Annotated in this window: 16 protein-coding genes; 9 read left to right on the forward strand and 7 right to left on the reverse strand. The window is 70.0% G+C overall.

Annotation, left to right across the window (positions count from 1 at the left end):
* Positions 1–538: 538 nt before the first annotated feature.
* Positions 539–1,603, forward strand: a complete 1,065-nt coding sequence (locus GGQ91_RS06560; protein ID WP_043758069.1) for a WcbI family polysaccharide biosynthesis putative acetyltransferase — start codon at positions 539–541, stop codon at positions 1,601–1,603.
* An 80-nt stretch (positions 1,604–1,683) separates the two neighbouring features.
* On the forward strand, positions 1,684–2,712 hold the full coding sequence (locus GGQ91_RS06565; protein ID WP_182591622.1) for an alpha/beta fold hydrolase: 1,029 nt from the start codon (positions 1,684–1,686) through the stop codon (positions 2,710–2,712).
* On the opposite strand, the gene GGQ91_RS06570 is transcribed toward GGQ91_RS06565, so the two are convergent.
* Positions 2,681–3,415 carry a dihydrofolate reductase family protein gene (locus GGQ91_RS06570; protein ID WP_182591623.1) on the reverse strand — a complete coding sequence of 245 codons (735 nt, stop codon included), beginning with the start codon at positions 3,413–3,415 and terminating at the stop codon, positions 2,681–2,683. The two genes, GGQ91_RS06565 and GGQ91_RS06570, sit on opposite strands and share 32 nt — an antisense overlap.
* A 187-nt stretch (positions 3,416–3,602) precedes the next feature.
* On the opposite strand from GGQ91_RS06570, the gene GGQ91_RS06575 reads away from it, so the two are divergent.
* From GGQ91_RS06575 to GGQ91_RS06590, 4 genes are read left to right on the forward strand one after another with little or no spacing between them, the layout of a single operon-like run.
* Positions 3,603–4,040: a GlcG/HbpS family heme-binding protein gene (locus GGQ91_RS06575; protein WP_182591624.1), complete on the forward strand. Its 438-nt coding sequence runs from the start codon at positions 3,603–3,605 to the stop codon at positions 4,038–4,040.
* 2 nt (positions 4,041–4,042) lie between these two features.
* On the forward strand, positions 4,043–5,629 hold the full coding sequence (locus tag GGQ91_RS06580) for a peptide ABC transporter substrate-binding protein (protein ID WP_182591625.1): 1,587 nt from the start codon (positions 4,043–4,045) through the stop codon (positions 5,627–5,629).
* A complete protein-coding gene (locus GGQ91_RS06585; protein ID WP_182591626.1) occupies positions 5,626–6,549 on the forward strand; it encodes an ABC transporter permease subunit in 924 nt (307 codons plus the stop codon). Before GGQ91_RS06580 ends, GGQ91_RS06585 begins: the two co-directional genes overlap by 4 nt.
* Complete coding sequence (locus GGQ91_RS06590; protein WP_182591627.1) at positions 6,516–7,649, forward strand: ABC transporter permease; 1,134 nt, start codon at positions 6,516–6,518, stop codon at positions 7,647–7,649. Before GGQ91_RS06585 ends, GGQ91_RS06590 begins: the two co-directional genes overlap by 34 nt.
* Before the next feature lie 25 nt (positions 7,650–7,674).
* Here the strand turns inward: GGQ91_RS06590 and GGQ91_RS06595 are convergent, their stop codons facing one another.
* The 6 genes from GGQ91_RS06595 to GGQ91_RS06620 all read right to left on the reverse strand — a co-directional run bounded on the left by GGQ91_RS06595 (position 7,675) and on the right by GGQ91_RS06620 (position 14,985).
* A complete protein-coding gene (locus GGQ91_RS06595; RefSeq protein WP_182591628.1) occupies positions 7,675–8,631 on the reverse strand; it encodes a D-2-hydroxyacid dehydrogenase family protein in 957 nt (318 codons plus the stop codon).
* Between the two features lie 237 nt (positions 8,632–8,868).
* Complete coding sequence (locus tag GGQ91_RS06600) at positions 8,869–10,497, reverse strand: dihydroxyacetone kinase subunit DhaK (RefSeq protein WP_182591629.1); 1,629 nt, start codon at positions 10,495–10,497, stop codon at positions 8,869–8,871.
* 132 nt (positions 10,498–10,629) lie between these two features.
* The gene (locus GGQ91_RS06605) at positions 10,630–11,517 is read right to left on the reverse strand and encodes a carbohydrate ABC transporter permease (protein ID WP_182591815.1); all 888 of its coding nucleotides are present in this window, start codon (positions 11,515–11,517) and stop codon (positions 10,630–10,632) included.
* A 47-nt stretch (positions 11,518–11,564) separates the two neighbouring features.
* Entirely contained in the window at positions 11,565–12,521 is a 957-nt protein-coding gene (locus tag GGQ91_RS06610; protein WP_043353236.1) for a carbohydrate ABC transporter permease, read from the reverse strand.
* Positions 12,522–12,544: 23 nt separating this feature from the next.
* On the reverse strand, positions 12,545–13,852 hold the full coding sequence (locus tag GGQ91_RS06615) for an ABC transporter substrate-binding protein (protein ID WP_182591630.1): 1,308 nt from the start codon (positions 13,850–13,852) through the stop codon (positions 12,545–12,547).
* Positions 13,853–13,923: 71 nt separating this feature from the next.
* Positions 13,924–14,985, reverse strand: coding sequence for an ABC transporter ATP-binding protein (locus tag GGQ91_RS06620; RefSeq protein WP_043380019.1), 1,062 nt, complete (start codon positions 14,983–14,985; stop codon positions 13,924–13,926).
* A 300-nt stretch (positions 14,986–15,285) separates the two neighbouring features.
* Here GGQ91_RS06620 and GGQ91_RS06625 point away from each other — a divergent pair, with 300 nt between their 5' ends.
* From GGQ91_RS06625 to GGQ91_RS06635, 3 genes are read left to right on the forward strand one after another with little or no spacing between them, the layout of a single operon-like run.
* Positions 15,286–16,479 carry a fumarylacetoacetate hydrolase family protein gene (locus tag GGQ91_RS06625; RefSeq protein ID WP_182591631.1) on the forward strand — a complete coding sequence of 398 codons (1,194 nt, stop codon included), beginning with the start codon at positions 15,286–15,288 and terminating at the stop codon, positions 16,477–16,479.
* A gap of 60 nt (positions 16,480–16,539) precedes the next feature.
* Complete coding sequence (locus tag GGQ91_RS06630; protein WP_246410593.1) at positions 16,540–17,907, forward strand: FAD-binding oxidoreductase; 1,368 nt, start codon at positions 16,540–16,542, stop codon at positions 17,905–17,907.
* 10 nt (positions 17,908–17,917) lie between these two features.
* The gene (locus GGQ91_RS06635) at positions 17,918–18,199 is read left to right on the forward strand and encodes a DUF167 family protein (RefSeq protein ID WP_043380025.1); all 282 of its coding nucleotides are present in this window, start codon (positions 17,918–17,920) and stop codon (positions 18,197–18,199) included.
* Positions 18,200–18,354: the final 155 nt, after the last annotated feature.

An 18,354-nucleotide genomic window follows, 5' to 3' on the forward strand; every position in this document is an offset into this window, starting at 1 on the left:
CAGAACTGGACGCGCCGGTCCGTGATGCCGGTTAGGCGGAGTGGCGGGGATGCAAGCGGGAAACGCCTCGGCTCTCGGGCGCCACGCGGCCCTCATGACCACCGGCACCCCATCCGCGAGCTTCATGCTCCGTTAATTCTTACGTGCACGCAAACACTTGAAGGTGTCAAGTCTATTCCGGCCGTGCCCGCGCCTTTCCACGGTGTCGGCGACGATGTGCGAAGACAATAGGCCTGTAACACAACAGAGTTTTCTATTTTTATACTGAAACATGTAGTGGATGACACGCAGTTCTCGGCGGTCATGCCAAGGCATGCCCCATCATGCCATGAGCCGTCCCGATTCACAGGATGCGCGGTGCGCCTGTGCCGTGGACACCCGGTGGATGCCATGCGGCGGTCCGCGGCCCGGTGATCGGGCGACCCGGTGGCCGGGGGCGACGGTGCCCTTCGTCCGGCAAACGCCGCCGATTCCCTCGTCCGATGGGTGGGCGAAGGCTGCGTTTGCCCGCAGCCCGCGGACATGCGAGAGAGGCCGAATGTTGACCGTCGATAGCCTCTGGCGCGCGCGGCACCGGCTCGCGCAGTTCGGGAAGAAGCGGACCGGATCGCCGCGCATCCTCGTGATCGGCGTCTGCCAAGCGGGGTCCATCGCCAAGACGATGCGCTACCTGCTGCCCGAGGCGCGGGTGGATTTCGTGTCGGCCTTTACGGCGGCCCGCCGGTTCCCGCGTCTCGCGGACCTGATGGCGCATGCGGACGGCTACGATCACGTCTTCAGCAGCATCTACCTGCCCCGGTTCAAGGGCGGCGGCACGATCGACACGCTGCGGACGCACCCGAAGGTGCGGTTGATCCCCACCATCGTGTTCAGCGCCTATCATCCGGATCTCGTCCATGTGGGCGTGCAGGATTCCGTCACGCTCAACGGCCTGATCTCGGGGCCGATGGGGCATTCGCACTCGGCGATCACGCTGTTCGCCTACCTCTCCGGATTCTCGCAGGCGCAGGCGCTGCGCCTGTTCTCCGAGCCGGTCTTCGAGCGCCTCGGGTATTTCAATCTCTGGGACGAGTCGGTTTCGTATCTGCGCGGGCTCGGCGTCCAGGCCGGGTACGATCTGGACACGCACCTCACGCGCTGGGCGCGCCGGGGCTGCTTCATGCACTCGATCAACCACACGAAGCTCTACGTCGTCGCCGACCTCGCCCGGGGCCTGCTGACCCGGGCCGGCGTCCCGTTCGAGGAATGCGATCTCGACGCGTTCCTTCCGGACGATCTCGGCGGTCAGGGCAGCTGGCCGGTCTATCCGGAGATCGCCCAGCATTACGGCGTGCCCGGCAGCGCCCTGTTCTTCAAGGCGGAGACGCGCCGGTCCGGTCCCGCGCGCACGATGAGCCGGGCCGAGTTCGTCGCCGCCTCCTACGCGAATTACGACCGGCGCGAGCGCAAGCTTCTGATCTCGCAGCGTGTCCAGGGCTGGCTCAGCGACCCGCCGACGGTAGATTTCCTGCGTGAGGCCGCCGGGCGCGACGCGGCGCCGGCGCGGTCGGAGAGCCGGGCCCCGGCCCTGAGCGCCGGCAGCCTCGCCGGACACGCGTCTTAAGGTTCAGGCGGGCACTTCCCATCGGTCCCGGCGTTGTCGCGCACGGCCCGCGGCTGCGGGATGGACGTCGAGGTGGTTCGATGGGCTCTCAGTCCCGGCACAGCGCCGGTCGCTTCGCGGCCGCGGCGGCCCTGACGCTCGTCGGCTCGGCCGCGGCCCTGGCCGGCTGGAGCGGGCTCGCGGTGAACCGGCGGATGCCCCTGCCGCCCGCCCTGCCGGGGCGGCACGAACGGCTCCGGACCCGACGCGCCGGCGAGATCTCGCTCTACGGATCGACCGAGGCCGAGGGCGTGCCGCTCCTGCTGATCCATTCCATCAACGCCGCGGCCAACGCCTACGAGGTGCGGCCGCTCTACCTGCGCTACCGCGGCACGCGGCCGGTCTACGCTCTGGACCTGCCGGGTTTCGGCTTCTCGGAACGGTCGCGCCGCCGTTACACGCCGCGGCTGATGGTGGAAGCGATCCACGCCGCGGTCGATGAGATCCGGCACCGGCATGGCGGCTGGGCGATCGATGCCCTGGCTGTCTCACTGTCGGCCTCGTACCTCGCGCGGGCCAGCCTGGAACGGTCGGATGCCTATCGCAGCCTCGCGCTGATCAGCCCGACCGGATTCGATGGGCGGCTCTCGGGGTACGGTCCCCCGGACGGTGATCGCGGCCGCGACTGGCTGCGCGACGCCCTCGACCGGCCGCCCCTGGGCCGGCCGCTGTTCGATGCCCTGGTCACACGGCCGAGCATGCGCTTCTTCCTGCAGAAGACCTTCGGCTCGTCCGACATCGACGAGGGTCTGCTCGCCTATGAGTACGCGTCGGCGCACCAGCCCGGCGCCGAGCACGCCCCCTGGTGCTTCATCGCCGGTCACCTGTTCCCCACCGACGCGACACGTCTTTACGAGCGCCTGCGCCTTCCGGTCTGGATGGTGCACGGCACGCGCGGCGACTTCGTCGATTACCGGCTGGCGCCGCGGGTCGCCGACCGGCCCAACTGGCGCGTCGAGACCCTGCCGACCGGCGCATTCCCGCATTTCGAGCAGCCGGCGGCCGTCGCGGCCGGCTACGACGCGTTCCTGGCGAGCATCATCCGGCTGCCGGCGGCTCGACCGGCGTGATCCGGTAGCGCAGCCACACCACGCCGTCGGAAAGGCGCTCGCAGGCCGTCAGGTCGAGCTTGCGGCGGCTGCCCATCGTGTCCGCCTCCTCGCCGGCGAAGTCGAACACCGCGGGCGTCCCGGTCAGGCCATCGACGGCGGGCACCAGGAGCAGGCTCAGTTCGTCGATGATCCCGGCTTTCAGCATCGAGCCGTTGATGTGGCCGCCGCCCTCGACGAGGAGCCGCTCGATCCCGAACAGGGTGCGCAGCTTCGCCGCCGCCTGGGCGAAGTCAACGGTCCGCTCGCCCGCGAACAGGTAGGACTGGCCGCCGGCCCGGAGCGCGCGCAGATGCGGATCCGGCACGGATTCGGTGAGCACCACCACCACATGGTCCCCCTCGATCGCATTGCGCGCCCCCCAATCCAGACGTCCGCGCGCGTCGAGAGCCACGGCGTAGCCCGGCGCGTCGCGGCGGGCGACATGATCCGTCCGCGGGACCGGAACGCCGTCGTCCCGGATCGGCTCGGGCAACGGATCGGCGCTGTCGGCATAGCCCTGCATCGTCACCCGCCCGCACATCCACGCATCGCCCTTCAGCTCACCGTGGACGCGCTCGTAATGGCTGTCGGCATCCAGCGTTTTCCAGCGGCGCACCTTGATCCGGCCGTCGACCGACGAGGTCATGTGACAGATCACGTACGGGCGTTCGGCGGATGCCATGGACGATCCTCGTTCAGCGCGCCGGGGCTCTCCCCCCGCGAACACCCGCGAAACTAGGCGGATCGTCCCTTCGGCCCAGGGCGGCGCGCGGGATCGAACGCCGCAGCGATTTGCGTCTGTGGACCCGGCGCGCCCCGGTCCGTAAGAATGCGGCGGCCGCCGGGAGCGGCGTCCGTGTTGGATTCCAATGATCGACCTGACCCTCGAGGCCGCCCGCACCATCGTCGACACCGCCCTGCGGGAGGCACGGACACGGACGCTCAAGCCTCTGGCCGTCGTCGTCTACGATGCCCGCGGCGCCCTCAAGGCGGCCGCGGTCGAGGACGGGACCTCCCTGCGCCGGGCCGAGATCGCGAGCGGCAAGGCCAACGGCGCGCTGGCGCTGGGTCTCGGCTCCCGGGCGATCCACGCTCGGGCGGAGCAGCAGCCCTATTTCGTCGCCGCCGTGACCCATCTGACCGGCCCCGCCGCCCTCGTGCCGGTGCCCGGCGGCGTGCTGATCCGGTCCGGTGAGGGACGGCTCCTCGGCGCGGTCGGCATTTCCGGCGACACCTCCGACAACGACGAGATCTGCGCGGTGGTCGGCATCGAAGCGGCCGGCCTGAAGCCGGAAACCGGCGCCTGACCATGCGCCTGCGTCGGCGCGACTGGCTGGCCGGCGCGATGGCCCTCTCGGCCGTGCCGCCCGCCCGCGCGGCCGAGGCGCTCTACCGCCGCGGCAACGACGCCGATCCCGAGACCCTCGACCCGCACCGCTCGTCCACGGTCGCGGAGGCGCATATCCTGCGCGACCTCGGCGACGGGCTGCTCACCTACGACAATTGCGGCGCCATCATCCCGGGCGCCGCACGCGCCTGGACCGTCTCGGACGACGGCGCGACCCTGCATTTCGACCTGCGGCCCGACGGTCGCTGGTCGAATGGCGAGCCGGTCACCGCGGCGGATTTCGTCTACTCGCTCCGCCGGATGCTCGATCCGGCCACGGCGGCGAAATACGCCGAGATCCTGTTCCCGATCCGCAACGCCGCCGCCGTGAACCGCGGCGAGAAGCCGGCCGACGCCCTGGGCGTGGTCGCGGAGGCGCCGCTGCGGCTCGCGATCACCCTGGAACAGCCGACGCCCTACATCCTGGAACTCCTCACCCATCAGACCGCCCTGCCGGTCCACCGCGCCTCGGTCGAACGCTACGGCGACAGTTTCACCCGGCCGGGAAACCTCGTGACAAATGGGCCCTATCGGCTCGCCGACCGCGTGCCGGGCGGCGCCATCACGCTGGAGGCCAACCCGCACCATCCGGATGCGGCGAGCCTCGCGATCCGCCGGGTCGCCTTCCTGCCGACGCCCGACATCGCATCGGCCGTGCGCCGCTACGCCGCCGGCGAGATCGACTCGCTCTCCGACCTGCCCGTCGACCAGATCGCCGACCTGCGTCGCCGCTTCGGAACGCAGGTGGTGCTCGGACCCTTGCTGGGACTGGCGGCGCTGGTGGTGAACACCCGCAAGGCGCCGTTCTCGGACAGGCGCGTCCGACAGGCGCTGTCGCTCGTGATCGACCGGGAATACTTGGCCGACGGGCTCAACAGCGGCACCATGAGTCCCGCCTATTCCCTGTGTCCGCCCGGCCTCGACAATTACCGGACGCCGCCCGAGACCGAGGGCCGCCGCGGCCTGCCGATCGACCACGAGGCGGAGGCGCGCCGACTGCTCGCCGAAGCGGGCTTCGGCCCGGACCGCCCCCTCACCCTGGAGTACCGGTTCAACATCAGCGACAACAACCGCACCGTCGCGGTGGCGCTCGGCGACATGTGGCGCGACCTCGGGATCAGGACCCGCTTCGTCTACACCGACGCCAAGACGCATTTCGCCCATCTGCGCGACGGCGGCGATTTCGACGTCGCCCGCATGAGCTGGCTCGCCGATTATTCAGACCCGCAGAACTTCCTGTTCCTGCTCCAGAGCGGAAATGACGGCATGAATGCCGGCCATTGGTCGGATGCCGCCTACGACACCCTGATGGCGCAGGCGGCCGCCGAGCGCGACCTCACCCGGCGGGCCGGCCTGCTCTACGACGCGGAGGCCATCGCCCTGCGCGAACTGCCCTGGATCCCGCTGATGCATTACCGCTCCAAGGCGCTGATCGCGCCGCGGCTGCATGGCTACCATCCGAACCTGCGCAACGCCGCGCCGACGCGGTTCCTGAGGCTCGACGCGTGATCCGCTTCATCCTGCGCCGCCTCCTGCAGGCGGTGCCGACGCTGCTCGCCGTGGTGACCGTCAGCTTCTTCCTGATGCGGCTGGCCCCGGGCGGACCGTTCGACCTGGAGCGGCCGCTGGCGCCCGCCGCCATGGAGAACCTGCGCCGGGTCTACGGCCTCGACCGGCCGCTCGTCGCGCAGTTCGGCAGCTATCTCGCGGCGCTGGTGCGGGGCGACCTGGGCCCCTCCTTCTCGTTCCGCGACCAGAGCGTCCTCGATCTGATCGCCCGGGGCCTCCCGGTTTCCGCGACGCTGGGCGCCCTCGCCCTCGTGCTGGCCACGGCGCTCGGCGTCGGGCTCGGGATCGCGGCGGCGCTCCGGCGCGGCGGCGTCGTCGATCGGCTCCTGGGCGTCGGTGCGGCCCTGACCCTCTCGCTGCCGAGCTTCGTGGTCGCGCCCCTGCTCCAGATCGCCTTCGGGCTGACGCTGCGCTGGCTGCCGCTGGGAGGCTGGAACGACGGCGCCCCGAGCCACCTGGTCCTGCCGGTCGTGACGCTGGCCCTGCCGCAGGTCGGTGCCCTGGCCCGGCTGACCCGGACCTCGCTGGCCGAGACCCTGCGGACGCAGCCGGTCCGCACCATGCGCAGCCTCGGCCTGCCGCCGGCCCGCGTCACCCGCCACGCCTTGCGGGGCGCGCTCCTCCCGGTTGTGGCCTATCTCGGGCCGCTGGCCGCGTCCCTGCTCACCGGCTCGGTGGTGGTGGAGACGATCTTCGGCCTGCCGGGGATCGGCCGCTACTTCGTCGAGGGCGCGCTCAACCGGGACTACACGCTGGTGATGGGCACGGTGCTGCTGGTCGCCGGACTGGTCATCGCCCTCAACCTCGCCGCCGACCTCGCCTGCGCATGGCTCGACCCGCGCCTCCGGGCGGCGTCGTGACCATCACCGCCGCGGCTCCGGGGCCGGCCCGGCGCGCCGTTCTCCGCTTCGCCCGGGAACGCACCGCCATGGCGGCCCTCGCCGTGCTGATCCTGATCGCCCTCGCCTGCCTGATCGGTCAGGGGCTCACCGGCCACGATCCCGAGCGCGCCTATCCGGACCTGCGTCAGCTCCCGGCCGGCCTCACCGCACAGCCCGATGCCGAGCATCTCCGGCCGGCGCTTGAGCGCCTCGCCTTCCGGATGCGGGTCCGGCTCGACGCAGTCGCACGCGACGGCGACACGCTGCGGCTCACCCTCGGGTCCGACGCGGGCGTCGATCGGCGCAGTCTGGCCTACCTGCCGCGCTCGGCGCTCTTCGGATCCCCCGACATCCTGGACGAGCGCGACGGCGGTCGGAGCCTCGTCGTCGCGGTGCCGATCCGGCGCCTGCACTTCCTCCTCGGCACCGACATCCAGGGCCGCGACCTGCTGACCCGCTGCCTCGTCGCCGGCCGGATCTCGCTGGCGATCGGGCTCGCCGCCAGCCTCGTCGCCCTGCTCATCGGCGTCGCCTACGGTGCCACGGCGGGTTTCATCGGGGGCGCCGTCGATGCCGTGATGATGCGCGGCGTCGACGTGCTGTACGCCCTCCCCTTCGTGTTCTTCGTGATCCTCCTGCTGGTGTTCTTCCGCCCGAGCCTGCTGCTCATGCTGGTGGCGATCGCCGCGGTGGAATGGCTCGACATGGCCCGGGTGGTGCGCGCCGTGACCCTGTCGCTGCGCGAGCGCGATTTCGTCCGCGCCGCACGGGCGCTCGGCCTCGGGACACCCCGCATCATCCTCCGGCACATCGTGCCCAACACCCTCGGTCCGGTGGCGGTGACCGCCACTCTGCTGGTGCCTCAGGTGATCCTGCTGGAGAGTTTCCTGTCCTTCCTCGGGCTCGGGGTGCAGGAGCCGCAGACGAGCTGGGGCGTCCTGATCGCCGAAGGCGCCCGTTCCATCGAGGGGGCGCCCCACATGCTCGCGGCCCCGGCCGCCTTCCTGATCGCGACCCTGGTGGCCCTCAACCTGATCGGCGACGGCCTCGCGGACGCGCTGGACCCCCGCGGAGACTGATGCCGCGGTCGGCGGCTTCCTCGACTCAGCCCAGCTGCCGGATCGGGGCACCGGCGAGCCAGGCTTCGATGTCCTCGACGGCCTGGGTGAAGAACGTCCGGTAATTGTTGCGCGACACGTAGCCGAGATGCGGCAATGCCAGCACGTTCGGCAGGCGGCGGAACGGGCTGTCGGCTGGCAGCGGCTCGGTCTGGAAGACGTCGAGGCCCGCGCCGGCGATCCAGCCCTCGTCCAGGGCCCGCACCAGGGCGTCCTGATCGATGATCGGCGCCCGTGAGGTGTTCACGAGGAACGCGTCGCGCCGCATGCGGCGCAACTCGGCCGGCCCCAGGAGGCCGCGCGTCCTATCGCCCAGCACGAGGTGGATCGTGACGATATCGCTCGCCTCCAGCAGCGCCTCCTTCGAGGCTGCCCGCTCGACCCCCGCGGCGGCCGCGCGGGCCTCATCGAGGTTCGGGCTCCAGGCGATCACCCGCATGCCGAAGGATCGCCCGATCTGGGCCACCCGCGTCCCGATCTTGCCGAGCCCGAGAATGCCGAGGGTCGCGCCCGCGAGATCGGTTCCGATCGTGCTCTGCCAGGGCCCCCCCTCGCGCATGGCCCGGCCCTCCGACGCCACGTGACGCGCCAGTCCAAGGATCAGCGCCCAGGTCAGCTCCGTCGGCGGCGTGGGACTCGAATCCGTGCCGCAGACGACCACGTTGCGCGCCCGGGCGGCCGCAAGGTCGATCGCGAGGTTGCGCATGCCGCTGGTGACGAGCAGCTGAAGCCGGGGCAGCCGCTCCAGCAGGGCTGCGGGGAACGGCGTGCGCTCCCGCATGATCACAAGGATCTCCGCCTGCGCGATCCGCGCCACGAGGGCATCCGCATCCGGAATGTGCTCGGCGATGGCCGAGACGGCGACGTGATCGGCGAGGCGAGTCCAGTCTGTGAGCGCGAGGGCTGCCTGCTGGTAATCGTCGAGGATGAGGCAGGTGCGCATGGCGATGGGGTAGGCCTCGGTGGGCAGAGCGTCAACGAAGTCCGATCGATGACACGACGTCGGCTCTTCGAAACTGCGCCGCGGTCAAGCGAGCCCGTCACGCCACGACCGCGCCGTCCAGCCCGGAGCCCGGGATCGACCAGGCCTTCGGGGCGGGCGGCCAGTATGAGAGATCCCCCCTGTCGGGGCTCGCCCGACATTCGGCCGGCGGGATCACGGAGGAGACGCGGACGGCTCCTAGGTCTCGGCCAATGCTGCGAACGCCACGGCGACGCCGGCGGCGCCGGGATCCTGAATACCGACGAGATCGCCCATAGCCAGGTAGCTCGAGCGGCCGGCGCCGGCGCGGGTCATGCGGGCCGTGGCTTCGGCACCGGCTCGGGCCGCCGCCGCGGCGGCGGTCAGGTCTCCACTCCTCAGGGCCTCGACGGCGGGAATCAGCGCGTCGAGCAGGGTGCGGTCGCCGGCCTGAGCGCCGCCATGGCTCTGGACGCGCGCGACGCCCTGCCCGAGCGCCATGGGCCATGCGGCCCCGTCGGCAAGGGCCGAGGCCGTCGCGGCGAAGAAGATCGAGCCGAGCACACCGCTCGAGCCGCCGACGGCGCGGCCGATCCGCTCGGCCAGGGCCCGGCACAGGGCGGCCGGATCGGCCAGCGGCAGTCGGTCGAACTCAGCCCGTACGGCGCGCGCGGCCCCCGCGAAGGTTGTCCCAGCATCGCCATCGCCGATCTTGGCATCGAGACCGTTGAGGGTCTCCTCAGCCTCGATCAGCGCCTTTGTGACGGCAGCGATGCGAGCCCCCGTGACGGCGTCGTGCGACGGTGTGAAAGTCTCACCCGCGAGCCCCTCCGGCACCGGCCGTAGGATCGGCGGCGCGATCCGGACTGCCGCCGGCCAGGCCGCGACCGGCACGGGCTCCGACAGGGCCCGCTCCAGCGCATCGTCGAGCGGGAGGACCGACAGCGAGGCGCCGTGCATGTCCAGCGCCGTCATCAGCGGCGCCGGACCGAGCAGCAGACGGACGCGCCGGCCCAGATCGGTGGCGAGCACCGCCCGCGTGAGGATCTGCATCTCCAGGGCTGAGGCGGAGCCGAGATTGTTCACAAGGAGGGCCAGACGGTCGGCACCCGCGATCGCCCGCGAAAGCCTGTCGGCCATCATGTGGGCGAGATCGCTGGCCCTCGGCAGGGTGATGCGTTCCACGCCCGGCTCCCCGTGGATGCCGAGGCCGAGCTCGGCCTGACCCTCCGCCAATCGCTCGCTGCGCGGCGAACCGGGGATCGTGCAGGTCGAGACTGCGATGCCGAGCGACTTCGCCGCTTCGGCCGCCCGGCGGGCGAGCGCCGCAACGGTTTCGAGCGATTCCCCGGCTTCCGCAGCATGACCCGCCGCCTTGTGGACGAACAGCGTTCCGGCGACGCCGCGCGGCTGCTTGGCGTCCGGCAGGGCGATGTCGTCGGCGACGATCACGGTCTCGACCTTATGGCCCAGCGCCCGGGCCCGCTCGGCGGCGAGACCGAAATTCAGCCGGTCGCCCGCATAGTTCTTGATGACGAGCAGGCAGCCGGCCGGTCCCGTCACCGCGAGGATCCCGGCCAGCACCGCGTCGACGCTCGGCGAGGCGAAGACGTCCCCGCAGACGGCCGCGCTCAGCAGACCCGGCCCGACGAAACCGGCATGGGCCGGCTCGTGACCGGAGCCGCCACCGGAAACCACAGCGACCTTTCCGGGCTCCGGTACGGCGCGCAGGATCACGCGGATCCCGGGATCGCCCTCGAGCCGCGCAAGGCGCCCGCCGCTGGCTGCCAGCAGGCCGTCGAGGGCGTCGTTGACCAGGGTTGCGCGGGCGTCGATGACATGGGCCATGGCGTGACCTTCGATGGGGCGGTCACCGATTCTGGGTCGGCGGATCCGCACGCAGTGTCGGCGCAATCCGGTCGCCCAGGCAACGGCCTCGTCACGCCGTTCGCGATGATGGAGGCGTCGAGCCGGCCTCCGTCACTCCTTCACGGCGCCTGTGAGCGCCGACACGTAGTACTCGACGAAGAACGAGTAGAGGATCACCAGCGGGAGCGAGCCGAGCAGCGCGCCGGCCATCAGCGAACCCCACTTGTAGACGTCGCCGTCCACGAACTCGCTCACGACGGCGATGGGCACCGTCTTGTTCTGTGTCGAGGACAGGAAGGTCAGCGCGTAGATGAACTCGTTCCAGCACAGCGTCAGAGAGAAGATCCCGGCCGAGATCAGCCCCGGGAAGGCCAGCGGCAGGATGACCTTGGTTAGGATCTGCCACCGGCTGGCGCCGTCCATCAGCGCGCATTCCTCCAGCTCGTACGGGATGGTCTTGAAGTAGCCCATCAGGAGCCACGTCGAGAACGGGATCAGGATCGTCGGGTAGGCGAGGATGAGGGCGATCGGCGAGTCGAACAGGCCGTAGGCCTGCACGATCGTGGCCAGCGGGATGAACAGGATCGAGGGCGGCACGAGGTAGGCGAGGAAGATCGCCGCGCCGACCCAGCCTGCACCCCGGTAGCGCACGCGGACGCAGGCATAGGCGGCGAGCACGCTGGCGAACAACGACAGCACGGTCGCCGCCACCGACACGTACATCGTGTTCCAGAGCCAGCGCGGATACTGCGTCTCGAACAGCAGCTTGTGGATGTGCTTGAACGTCGGATCCACGACCCAGAACGGGTTGAACCGCTCCATGTCGATCAGCTGCTCGTCCGGTTTGATGGCCGTCAGCGCCATCCAGTAGAACGGGAACAGCAGCACGGCGAGGATGACGAGGAGCGGCAGGTAGGTGGTCACGAGCCGCCGGGGCAGGCGCTCGAGATAGGCCATCCCCTCCGAATTGTCGGTGAGCCCGGTCGGCCGCGCCTCCATCACGGGGGCGAGATGCGGGTCGACGTGGGCGGGCGGTGCGGGCGCGCTCATCGGTCGGACTCCCCGGCCTGCCAAGCCCGGCGCTGCAGGCCGAACCACGAGATTCCGATGGCCGCGAGCAGGAACGGCACCATGGCGGTGGCGATGGCGGCGCCCTCCCCCAGGGTCCCCGAGAGGATGCCCCGCTGGTACGAGAGCGTCGCCATCAGGTGCGTGGCGTTGACCGGTCCGCCGCGGGTCATGGCCCAGATCAGCTGGAAATCGGTGAAGGTGAACAGCACCGAGAAGGTCATCACCACGGCGATGATCGGTGTCAGCAGCGGAAGCGTGATCCGCGAGAAGATCTGCCAGTTCGAGGCGCCGTCGAGGGTCGCGGCCTCGTAGAGGGACGGCGAGACCGTCTGCAGGCCGGCGAGCAGCGTGATGGCAATGAACGGCACGCCCCGCCAGATATTGGCGAAGATCACGCAGGCTCGCGCCATCGCCGGATCACCGAGGAAGTCGATGTTGCCGTCGATGACGCCGAGATGGCGCAAGGACCAGGATATGATCGAGAACTGACTGTCGAAGATCCACCAGAACGCGATGGCCGAGAGCACGGTAGGGACCACGAACGGGATCAGCACGATCGAGCGGATGATCGCCTTGAACGGCATGTTCTTGTTGAGCAGCAGGGCGAGATAGAGCCCGATGCCGAACTTCACCACCGAGGCCACCGCCGTGTAGAGGCAGGTGTTGAACACCGAGAGCCAGAAGACGTCGTCGTCCCAGAGCCACGCGTAGTTCTCCAGGCCGATGAACACGCCTTCGCGACCGATCCGCGCGTTGGTGAAGGACAGCCAGATGCCCTTCAGGAGCGGATAGGCCAGGAACAGGCCGAGGATCAGCGCCGTCGGCAGCATGAACCAGAAGCCCGCCCAGCCGCGGCTCGCGCGCAGGCGCTGCCAGCCCGAGCGGATCGGGACAGCGACTGGCGCCGGCTCTGTCAGTGCGGAATGCGCCATGGTCTCGCCTCCGGCAGCCGCGCTCAGGTGTTCCGGAAGATGCGGGTCGCTGCGCGTTCAGCGTTCTTGATCGCGCCCTTCACGTCCTCACGGCCGGTGCAGTGGCTCGCGAACATGTCGACGATCACGAAGTCGGCGAGCACCGCGGCGATGCGCTCGCTGACCGGTGCGAGGCCGCCAGCCGCGAGGGAGCGCCGGCCGGCCTCGGCGAAGACCGCGTTCTTCGGGTCGCTCGTCCAGATCGGGTTCTTGGGGTAGTTCGACAGCGGCTCGCACAGGTAGCCTTGCGCAGCTTCGAGCCAGGGATTGTAGTTCGCTGCCTCCATCATGAAGCTGATGAAGGCCTTACAGGCGTTCGGCGCCTTCGAGTACTTGAAGGCCAGGATCGGGAAGGCGAGCTGGAACTCGGTGGGCTTGCCGGCGGGTCCGATCGGCCAGACGGCGTGGTCCATGTCCTCGGCGAGCTTCGGGTTGTCCTTCTTGGCCGCGGCGTAGATCGAGATGCCGTTGTTGGTGAGGTATAGGTCGCCGGCGAGGAACGCCTTGTTGTTCGACGAGTCGTTCCACGACACCGTGCCGGGCACGAAGGTCTCGTAGAGGGATTTGACGTATTCCAGCGCCTTGGCGGTCTCGGGCGAGTTGATCACGATCTTCTCGTTGGCGTCCACGAGGTTGGCGCCGTGGGACCAGAGGGCCCAGTGGCACCACGTGTTGCCGTCGCCCGTGGCGTGACCCAGCGCGAAGCCCGCCGGCGTGTTGTTCTTCTTCAGGCCCCGACAGAGTTCGAGGAATCCGGCCGTGTCGGTGGGGAACTTGTCGAAACCGGCCTTCTTCATCGCCGAGATGCGGTAGTTCGGATAGCCGCCGTTGAAGGCGACGGGGATCGCGATCCACTTGCCCTTGACCTTGCCGTAGGCCTCCGCCGACGGGAACCAGGGCCCGTATTTCTTGGCGAGCGCGTCCGCCACGTCCTCCAGCGGCAGGCACTTGTCGGGGAAGAGTGCCGGGAACGAGAACAGGCCCCAGACCATGTCGGGGCCCTGTCCGGTATTGGCGGCCACCGATGCCTTGGGCTGGATGTCGTCGAAGGATTCGTTGGTCACCGTGACCTTGACGCCCGTCGCCTTGGTGAAGGCGTCGACCATCTTCATGAACGCCTCGTCCTCGCTCGGCACGAAGCGCTTCCAGCGCAGGAGCGACAGGCTGGCGCCGGGCTCGGGCTTCCACTCGGTGCTCTGCGCCCAGGCCCGGGCGAAGCCGAGGAGGTCGCCGCCGGCGAGGCCGGTCGCGGCGGCACCGGCGAGGAGGGAACGGCGGTCGAGAACGGGCATCGGTTCTTCTCCCTCAGTGAATCTGCTTCAGGTGCGCGCCGCGCGCGCGCCCGCATCGGCCCCGATGCAGGTCAGTTCGGCAGGCGACGGCCGGTCTCGGCGTCGAAGAAATGCACGCGGTTCGGACGCAGGGAGACGGTCTCGCCCGGCCGCTCGCGCACGCGCTCGCGCAGCACGCAGGTGAGCTCCTGGCCGAGGGCCCGGACCGCCAGCATGGTCTCGGATCCGGTCGGCTCCACGACCACCACCTCGGCTGCGATCCCGTCGGATGCGAGGTCGAAATGCTCGGGCCGGACGCCCAGGATGAGGGGGCGCCCCTCGACGCCGGAGGGGGCGTCGGCAAGCGGGATCGTCAGGCCGGTCTCGGTGGTGAAGGTGAGACGTCCGTTCGCCCGGACCTTCCCGGGCACGAAATTCATGGCCGGCGAGCCGATGAAGCCCGCGACGAACAGGTTGTCGGGCCGGTCGTAGAGTTCGAGGGGCGGCCCGATCTGCTCCACGACCCCGTCGTGCATCACCACGATCCGGTCGGCCATGGTCATCGCCTCGATCTGGTCGTGGGTGACGTAGATGGTCGTCGTCTTCAGGCGCTGGTGCAGCTCCTTGATCTCGGTGCGCATCGCCACGCGCAGCTTGGCGTCGAGATTCGAGAGCGGCTCGTCGAACAGGAACACCTGCGGGTCGCGCACGATCGCCCGGCCCATGGCGACGCGCTGGCGCTGGCCGCCGGAGAGCTGGCGTGGGTAACGGTCGAGCAGGTGGGTGAGACCGAGGATCTGCGCCGCCTTGTTCACGCGCAGGTCGATCTCGGAGGCCGCGGCCTTCCGGATCCGCATCGAGAACGCCATGTTCTCGCGGACCGTGAGATGCGGGTAGAGCGCGTAATTCTGGAACACCATGGCGATGTCCCGCTCCTTCGGCGGAACATCATTCACGACGCGCTCGCCGATCCGGATTTCGCCGCCGGAGATATTTTCCAGCCCGGCGATCATACGCAGAAGCGTCGATTTTCCGCACCCCGACGGACCGACCAGGATCACGAATTCCCCGTCCCGGATGTCCACGGACACGCCGTGCAGGACGTTCGTCGACCCGAAAGCCTTGCGAACCTCGCGGATTCCCACCGAGGCCATGCTTCCTCCCGATCAAGGCCGCTCTATCGGCGGCTCTAGGGCGGCAGTACAAAGGAGGGGCCGGGGGAAAGCAAGCGGGGACCTGGGTAAAGCTACAGATAATCTTCGTTCTGTCAGGCGGCGCGATCTGTACCCGTGACGAGGGCGCCGCGGTGAAACCAACCGTCGCGTCTCGGCGCGCCGGGGATGATATGGGACCGCGATCCGGCCTCGCTGCCGGCAGGCCGATCCGGAATCGTGGCACCGGACCCCCGTCGCAGCGGGCTGCCCGGTTCCCGGACATCCGAGAGAGGTGAGCGCATGTCGTCATCGGGTCTGACTGCACGGGGGATCCTCCCCGCCGACGGATGCCGTGGCGCGCTCGTGGGCCGGGTCTGGCGTCCCGATGCGGCCGGGCCGAGCGTCGTGGCGATCCGCGCCGATTCCGTGGGTGAGGCTCGCGTCGTCGACATCACCGCGGCCTTCCCGACGGTCAGCGACCTGTGCGAGGCGCGCGACCCGGGAACGGCCCTGCGCGGCGCGGCGGGCGAGGATCTCGGAGGCCTGGACGCCATCTTGGCGAACACGCCGCCGGATGACCGCGACCCGGCCCGGCCCTGGCTCCTCGCACCGGTGGATCTGCAGGCGCTTAAGGCGGCCGGCGTGACCTTCGCCACCTCCATGCTGGAGCGGGTCATCGAGGAGCGCGCCCGGGGCGATCTCGCCGCCGCTGCGGCGATCCGTGCCGAGGTCGAGCGCTTGGTCGGCCACGACCTGCGTCGGCTGAAGCCCGGATCGCCCGAGGCCACGGCGCTCAAGGCGGTGCTGGTCGCGCAAGGGGCCTGGAGCCAGTATCTCGAGGTCGGCATCGGCCCCGATGCCGAGATCTTCACCAAGGCACAGCCGCTCTCGGCGGTGGGGTGCGGCGCGGATGCGGGCCTGCACCCGGATTCGCGCTGGAACAATCCCGAACCCGAAATGGCCCTCGCCATCGCCTCCGACCAGCGAATCGTCGGCGCGACCCTCGCCAACGACGTGAATCTGCGCGACTTCGAAGGGCGATCGGCGCTGCTCCTCGGCAAAGCCAAGGACAACAACGCCTCCTGCGCCGTCGGCCCGTTCCTCCGCCTGTTCGACGACACGTTCGGTCTCGACGATGTCCGCCGGACCACGGTGACCCTCGAAGTCTCCGGGACGGATGGCTTCCGGCTTGAGGGCACCTCGCCGCTCGCCGAGATCAGCCGCGATCCGGAGGAACTCGCGGAGGCGCTCATGGGGCGCACGCACAATTACCCGGATGGGGCCCTGCTCCTCCTCGGCACGATGTTCGCGCCGATCCAGGACCGGCACGGGCCCGGCCTCGGCTTCACCCATGCCGAGGGCGACCGCGTCGTGGTGGCGAGCCCGGAGCTCGGCAGCCTCGTCAACCGCATGCGCCCCTGCGATGCCTGCGAGCCCTGGACGTTCGGCGCCCGCGCACTGATGCGAAACCTCGCGGCGCGGAAGATTCTATGAGAGAGCGTCGCGCGGAGTGCCGCCCGACGCGGCGACCAGACCAAGCCTGAGATGATGCCGATGACCGACGCCGCCTTCCTCGACCGCCTCGCCGCGATCGTCGGACCGTCCGGCCTCGTCACGGGCGCGGAGCTCCGCGGGCGCTCGGCCAACTGGACGCGCCCGGCCGAGCCTTGCGCCGCTCTGGCACTCGTTCGACCCCGCAGCACGCAGGAGACCAGCGCGGTCATGGCAGCGTGCCACGAATCCGGCGTCGCCGTGGTGCCCCGCGGCGGAGCCACCGGCCTCGTCGACGGGACGCTCTGCCAGCCTGACGAGATCACGCTGTCGACGGAGCGGATGACCGGCATCGAGCCGGTGGATCCGCTGGGCATGACGGTGGTGGTCGGGACCGGCGCCACCATCGAGAGCGTGCAGGACGCGGCGTCGGCGGCCGGGCTGTTCTTTCCCCTGGACCTCGGCGCCCGCGGCTCGGCGACCATCGGCGGCGCGATCTCGACCAATGCCGGGGGCCTGCGCGTCCTGCGCTACGGCATGATGCGGGAGATGGTGCTCGGCCTGGAGGCCGTGCTCGCCGACGGCACCGTGGTGTCGTCCATGCGCCCCCTCATCAAGAACAACACCGGGCTCGACCTGAAGCAGCTGTTCCTCGGCACCGAAGGCACGCTGGGCATCGTCACGCGGGCCGTCCTGCGCATGCGCCCCGAGCCGGCCGGCTACGCGACGGCACTCATCGCCTGCCCGGGGGTGGATGACGGCGCGCGGGTGCTGCGGGCAGCCCAAAGCGCCTTCCAGGGACGCGTGTCCTCCTTCGAGGGTCTGTGGCCGGATTTCTACCGCCTGATGACGGCACCCGGACGGGCGACCCCGCCTCTCGGCCATGACTATCCGTTCTACGCGATCATCGAGATCGAGTGTGTCGCCGAGGAATCGGACCGTTTTCTGAGCCTCCTCGAAGGGCTGATGGGCGAAGGCACGATCCTCGACGCCGCCGTCGCCGCCTCGGAGGAGCAGCGCCGGGGCATGTGGCGCATCCGCGACCGCGTGGAGCATCTGAATGCCGACGGGATCGAACGCGCTTTCGACGTCAGCGTGCCGCTGTCGCGGATGGATGGCTACGTCCGCGGAGCGCTCGACCGGCTCGCGGCAATCCCGGGCTGCCGGGCCGTCGTCTATGGGCATATCGGCGACAACAACCTGCACTGGAATACGACCCGCCTCGACGTCGCCGGCAACGCCGCCATCGACGCGGCGATCTACGAGCCCCTCGCGGAGCTGAACGGCTCCGTCTCGGCAGAGCACGGGATCGGGCTGGAGAAGCGGAGCAAGCTGAAACTGTCGCGCTCGCCTGAGGAGATCGCCGTGATGCGGATGGTCAAGCGGGCGCTCGATCCGGACGGGCGGTTGAATCCGGGCAAGATCTTCTGAGAGATCGCCCGTGGTGACCCGGCTGGCTGTCCGCCTCACGCCGCGTGGCGGCCGCGACGTGGCGGAGGGCTGGGCACGGGACGAGAAGGGCCAGCCCTACCTGAAGGCGCGCGTCGCGGCGCCACCGGTGGAGGGTGCCGCCAACGAGGCCCTCGTGGCGATGATCGCCAAGGCGCTCAAGGTCGGACGCCGCTCGGTCCGCATCGTCGCCGGCGATCAGAGCCGGTTGAAGATCCTGGAGATCGACGGCGTCATCGAGGCGGATCTCGAACGGGTGTTCGGTCAGCCTTGAGAGGCTGCCGACCCGGCTTTTGCGCGGAGCGGGAGCATCCAGCCGGGCACGCTCGCCGATGTCTCGCTCCGCTGAGCGGCTTTGCCCTGGTCGCCAGGAGGGCACGGGATCGCGAAACCCCGCGGCGGGGGACAGTGCGCTTCGCCAATCGCGAC

The organism is Methylobacterium fujisawaense, assembly GCF_014138435.1.
GTDB lineage: Bacteria > Pseudomonadota > Alphaproteobacteria > Rhizobiales > Beijerinckiaceae > Methylobacterium > Methylobacterium fujisawaense.

Coding starts and splice junctions, on each gene's coding strand:
- GGQ91_RS06615 (WP_182591630.1), bottom strand. CDS start 13,852: ATGCCCGTTCTCGACCGCCGTTCCCTCCTCGCCGGTGCCGCCGCGACC.
- GGQ91_RS06605 (WP_182591815.1), bottom strand. CDS start 11,517: ATGGAGGCGCGGCCGACCGGGCTCACCGACAATTCGGAGGGGATGGCC.
- GGQ91_RS06565 (WP_182591622.1), top strand. CDS start 1,684: ATGGGCTCTCAGTCCCGGCACAGCGCCGGTCGCTTCGCGGCCGCGGCG.
- GGQ91_RS06595 (WP_182591628.1), bottom strand. CDS start 8,631: ATGCGCACCTGCCTCATCCTCGACGATTACCAGCAGGCAGCCCTCGCG.
- GGQ91_RS06630 (WP_246410593.1), top strand. CDS start 16,540: ATGACCGACGCCGCCTTCCTCGACCGCCTCGCCGCGATCGTCGGACCG.
- GGQ91_RS06560 (WP_043758069.1), top strand. CDS start 539: ATGTTGACCGTCGATAGCCTCTGGCGCGCGCGGCACCGGCTCGCGCAG.
- GGQ91_RS06620 (WP_043380019.1), bottom strand. CDS start 14,985: ATGGCCTCGGTGGGAATCCGCGAGGTTCGCAAGGCTTTCGGGTCGACG.
- GGQ91_RS06610 (WP_043353236.1), bottom strand. CDS start 12,521: ATGGCGCATTCCGCACTGACAGAGCCGGCGCCAGTCGCTGTCCCGATC.
- GGQ91_RS06575 (WP_182591624.1), top strand. CDS start 3,603: ATGATCGACCTGACCCTCGAGGCCGCCCGCACCATCGTCGACACCGCC.
- GGQ91_RS06580 (WP_182591625.1), top strand. CDS start 4,043: ATGCGCCTGCGTCGGCGCGACTGGCTGGCCGGCGCGATGGCCCTCTCG.
- GGQ91_RS06590 (WP_182591627.1), top strand. CDS start 6,516: ATGGCTCGACCCGCGCCTCCGGGCGGCGTCGTGACCATCACCGCCGCG.
- GGQ91_RS06600 (WP_182591629.1), bottom strand. CDS start 10,497: ATGGCCCATGTCATCGACGCCCGCGCAACCCTGGTCAACGACGCCCTC.
- GGQ91_RS06570 (WP_182591623.1), bottom strand. CDS start 3,415: ATGGCATCCGCCGAACGCCCGTACGTGATCTGTCACATGACCTCGTCG.
- GGQ91_RS06625 (WP_182591631.1), top strand. CDS start 15,286: ATGTCGTCATCGGGTCTGACTGCACGGGGGATCCTCCCCGCCGACGGA.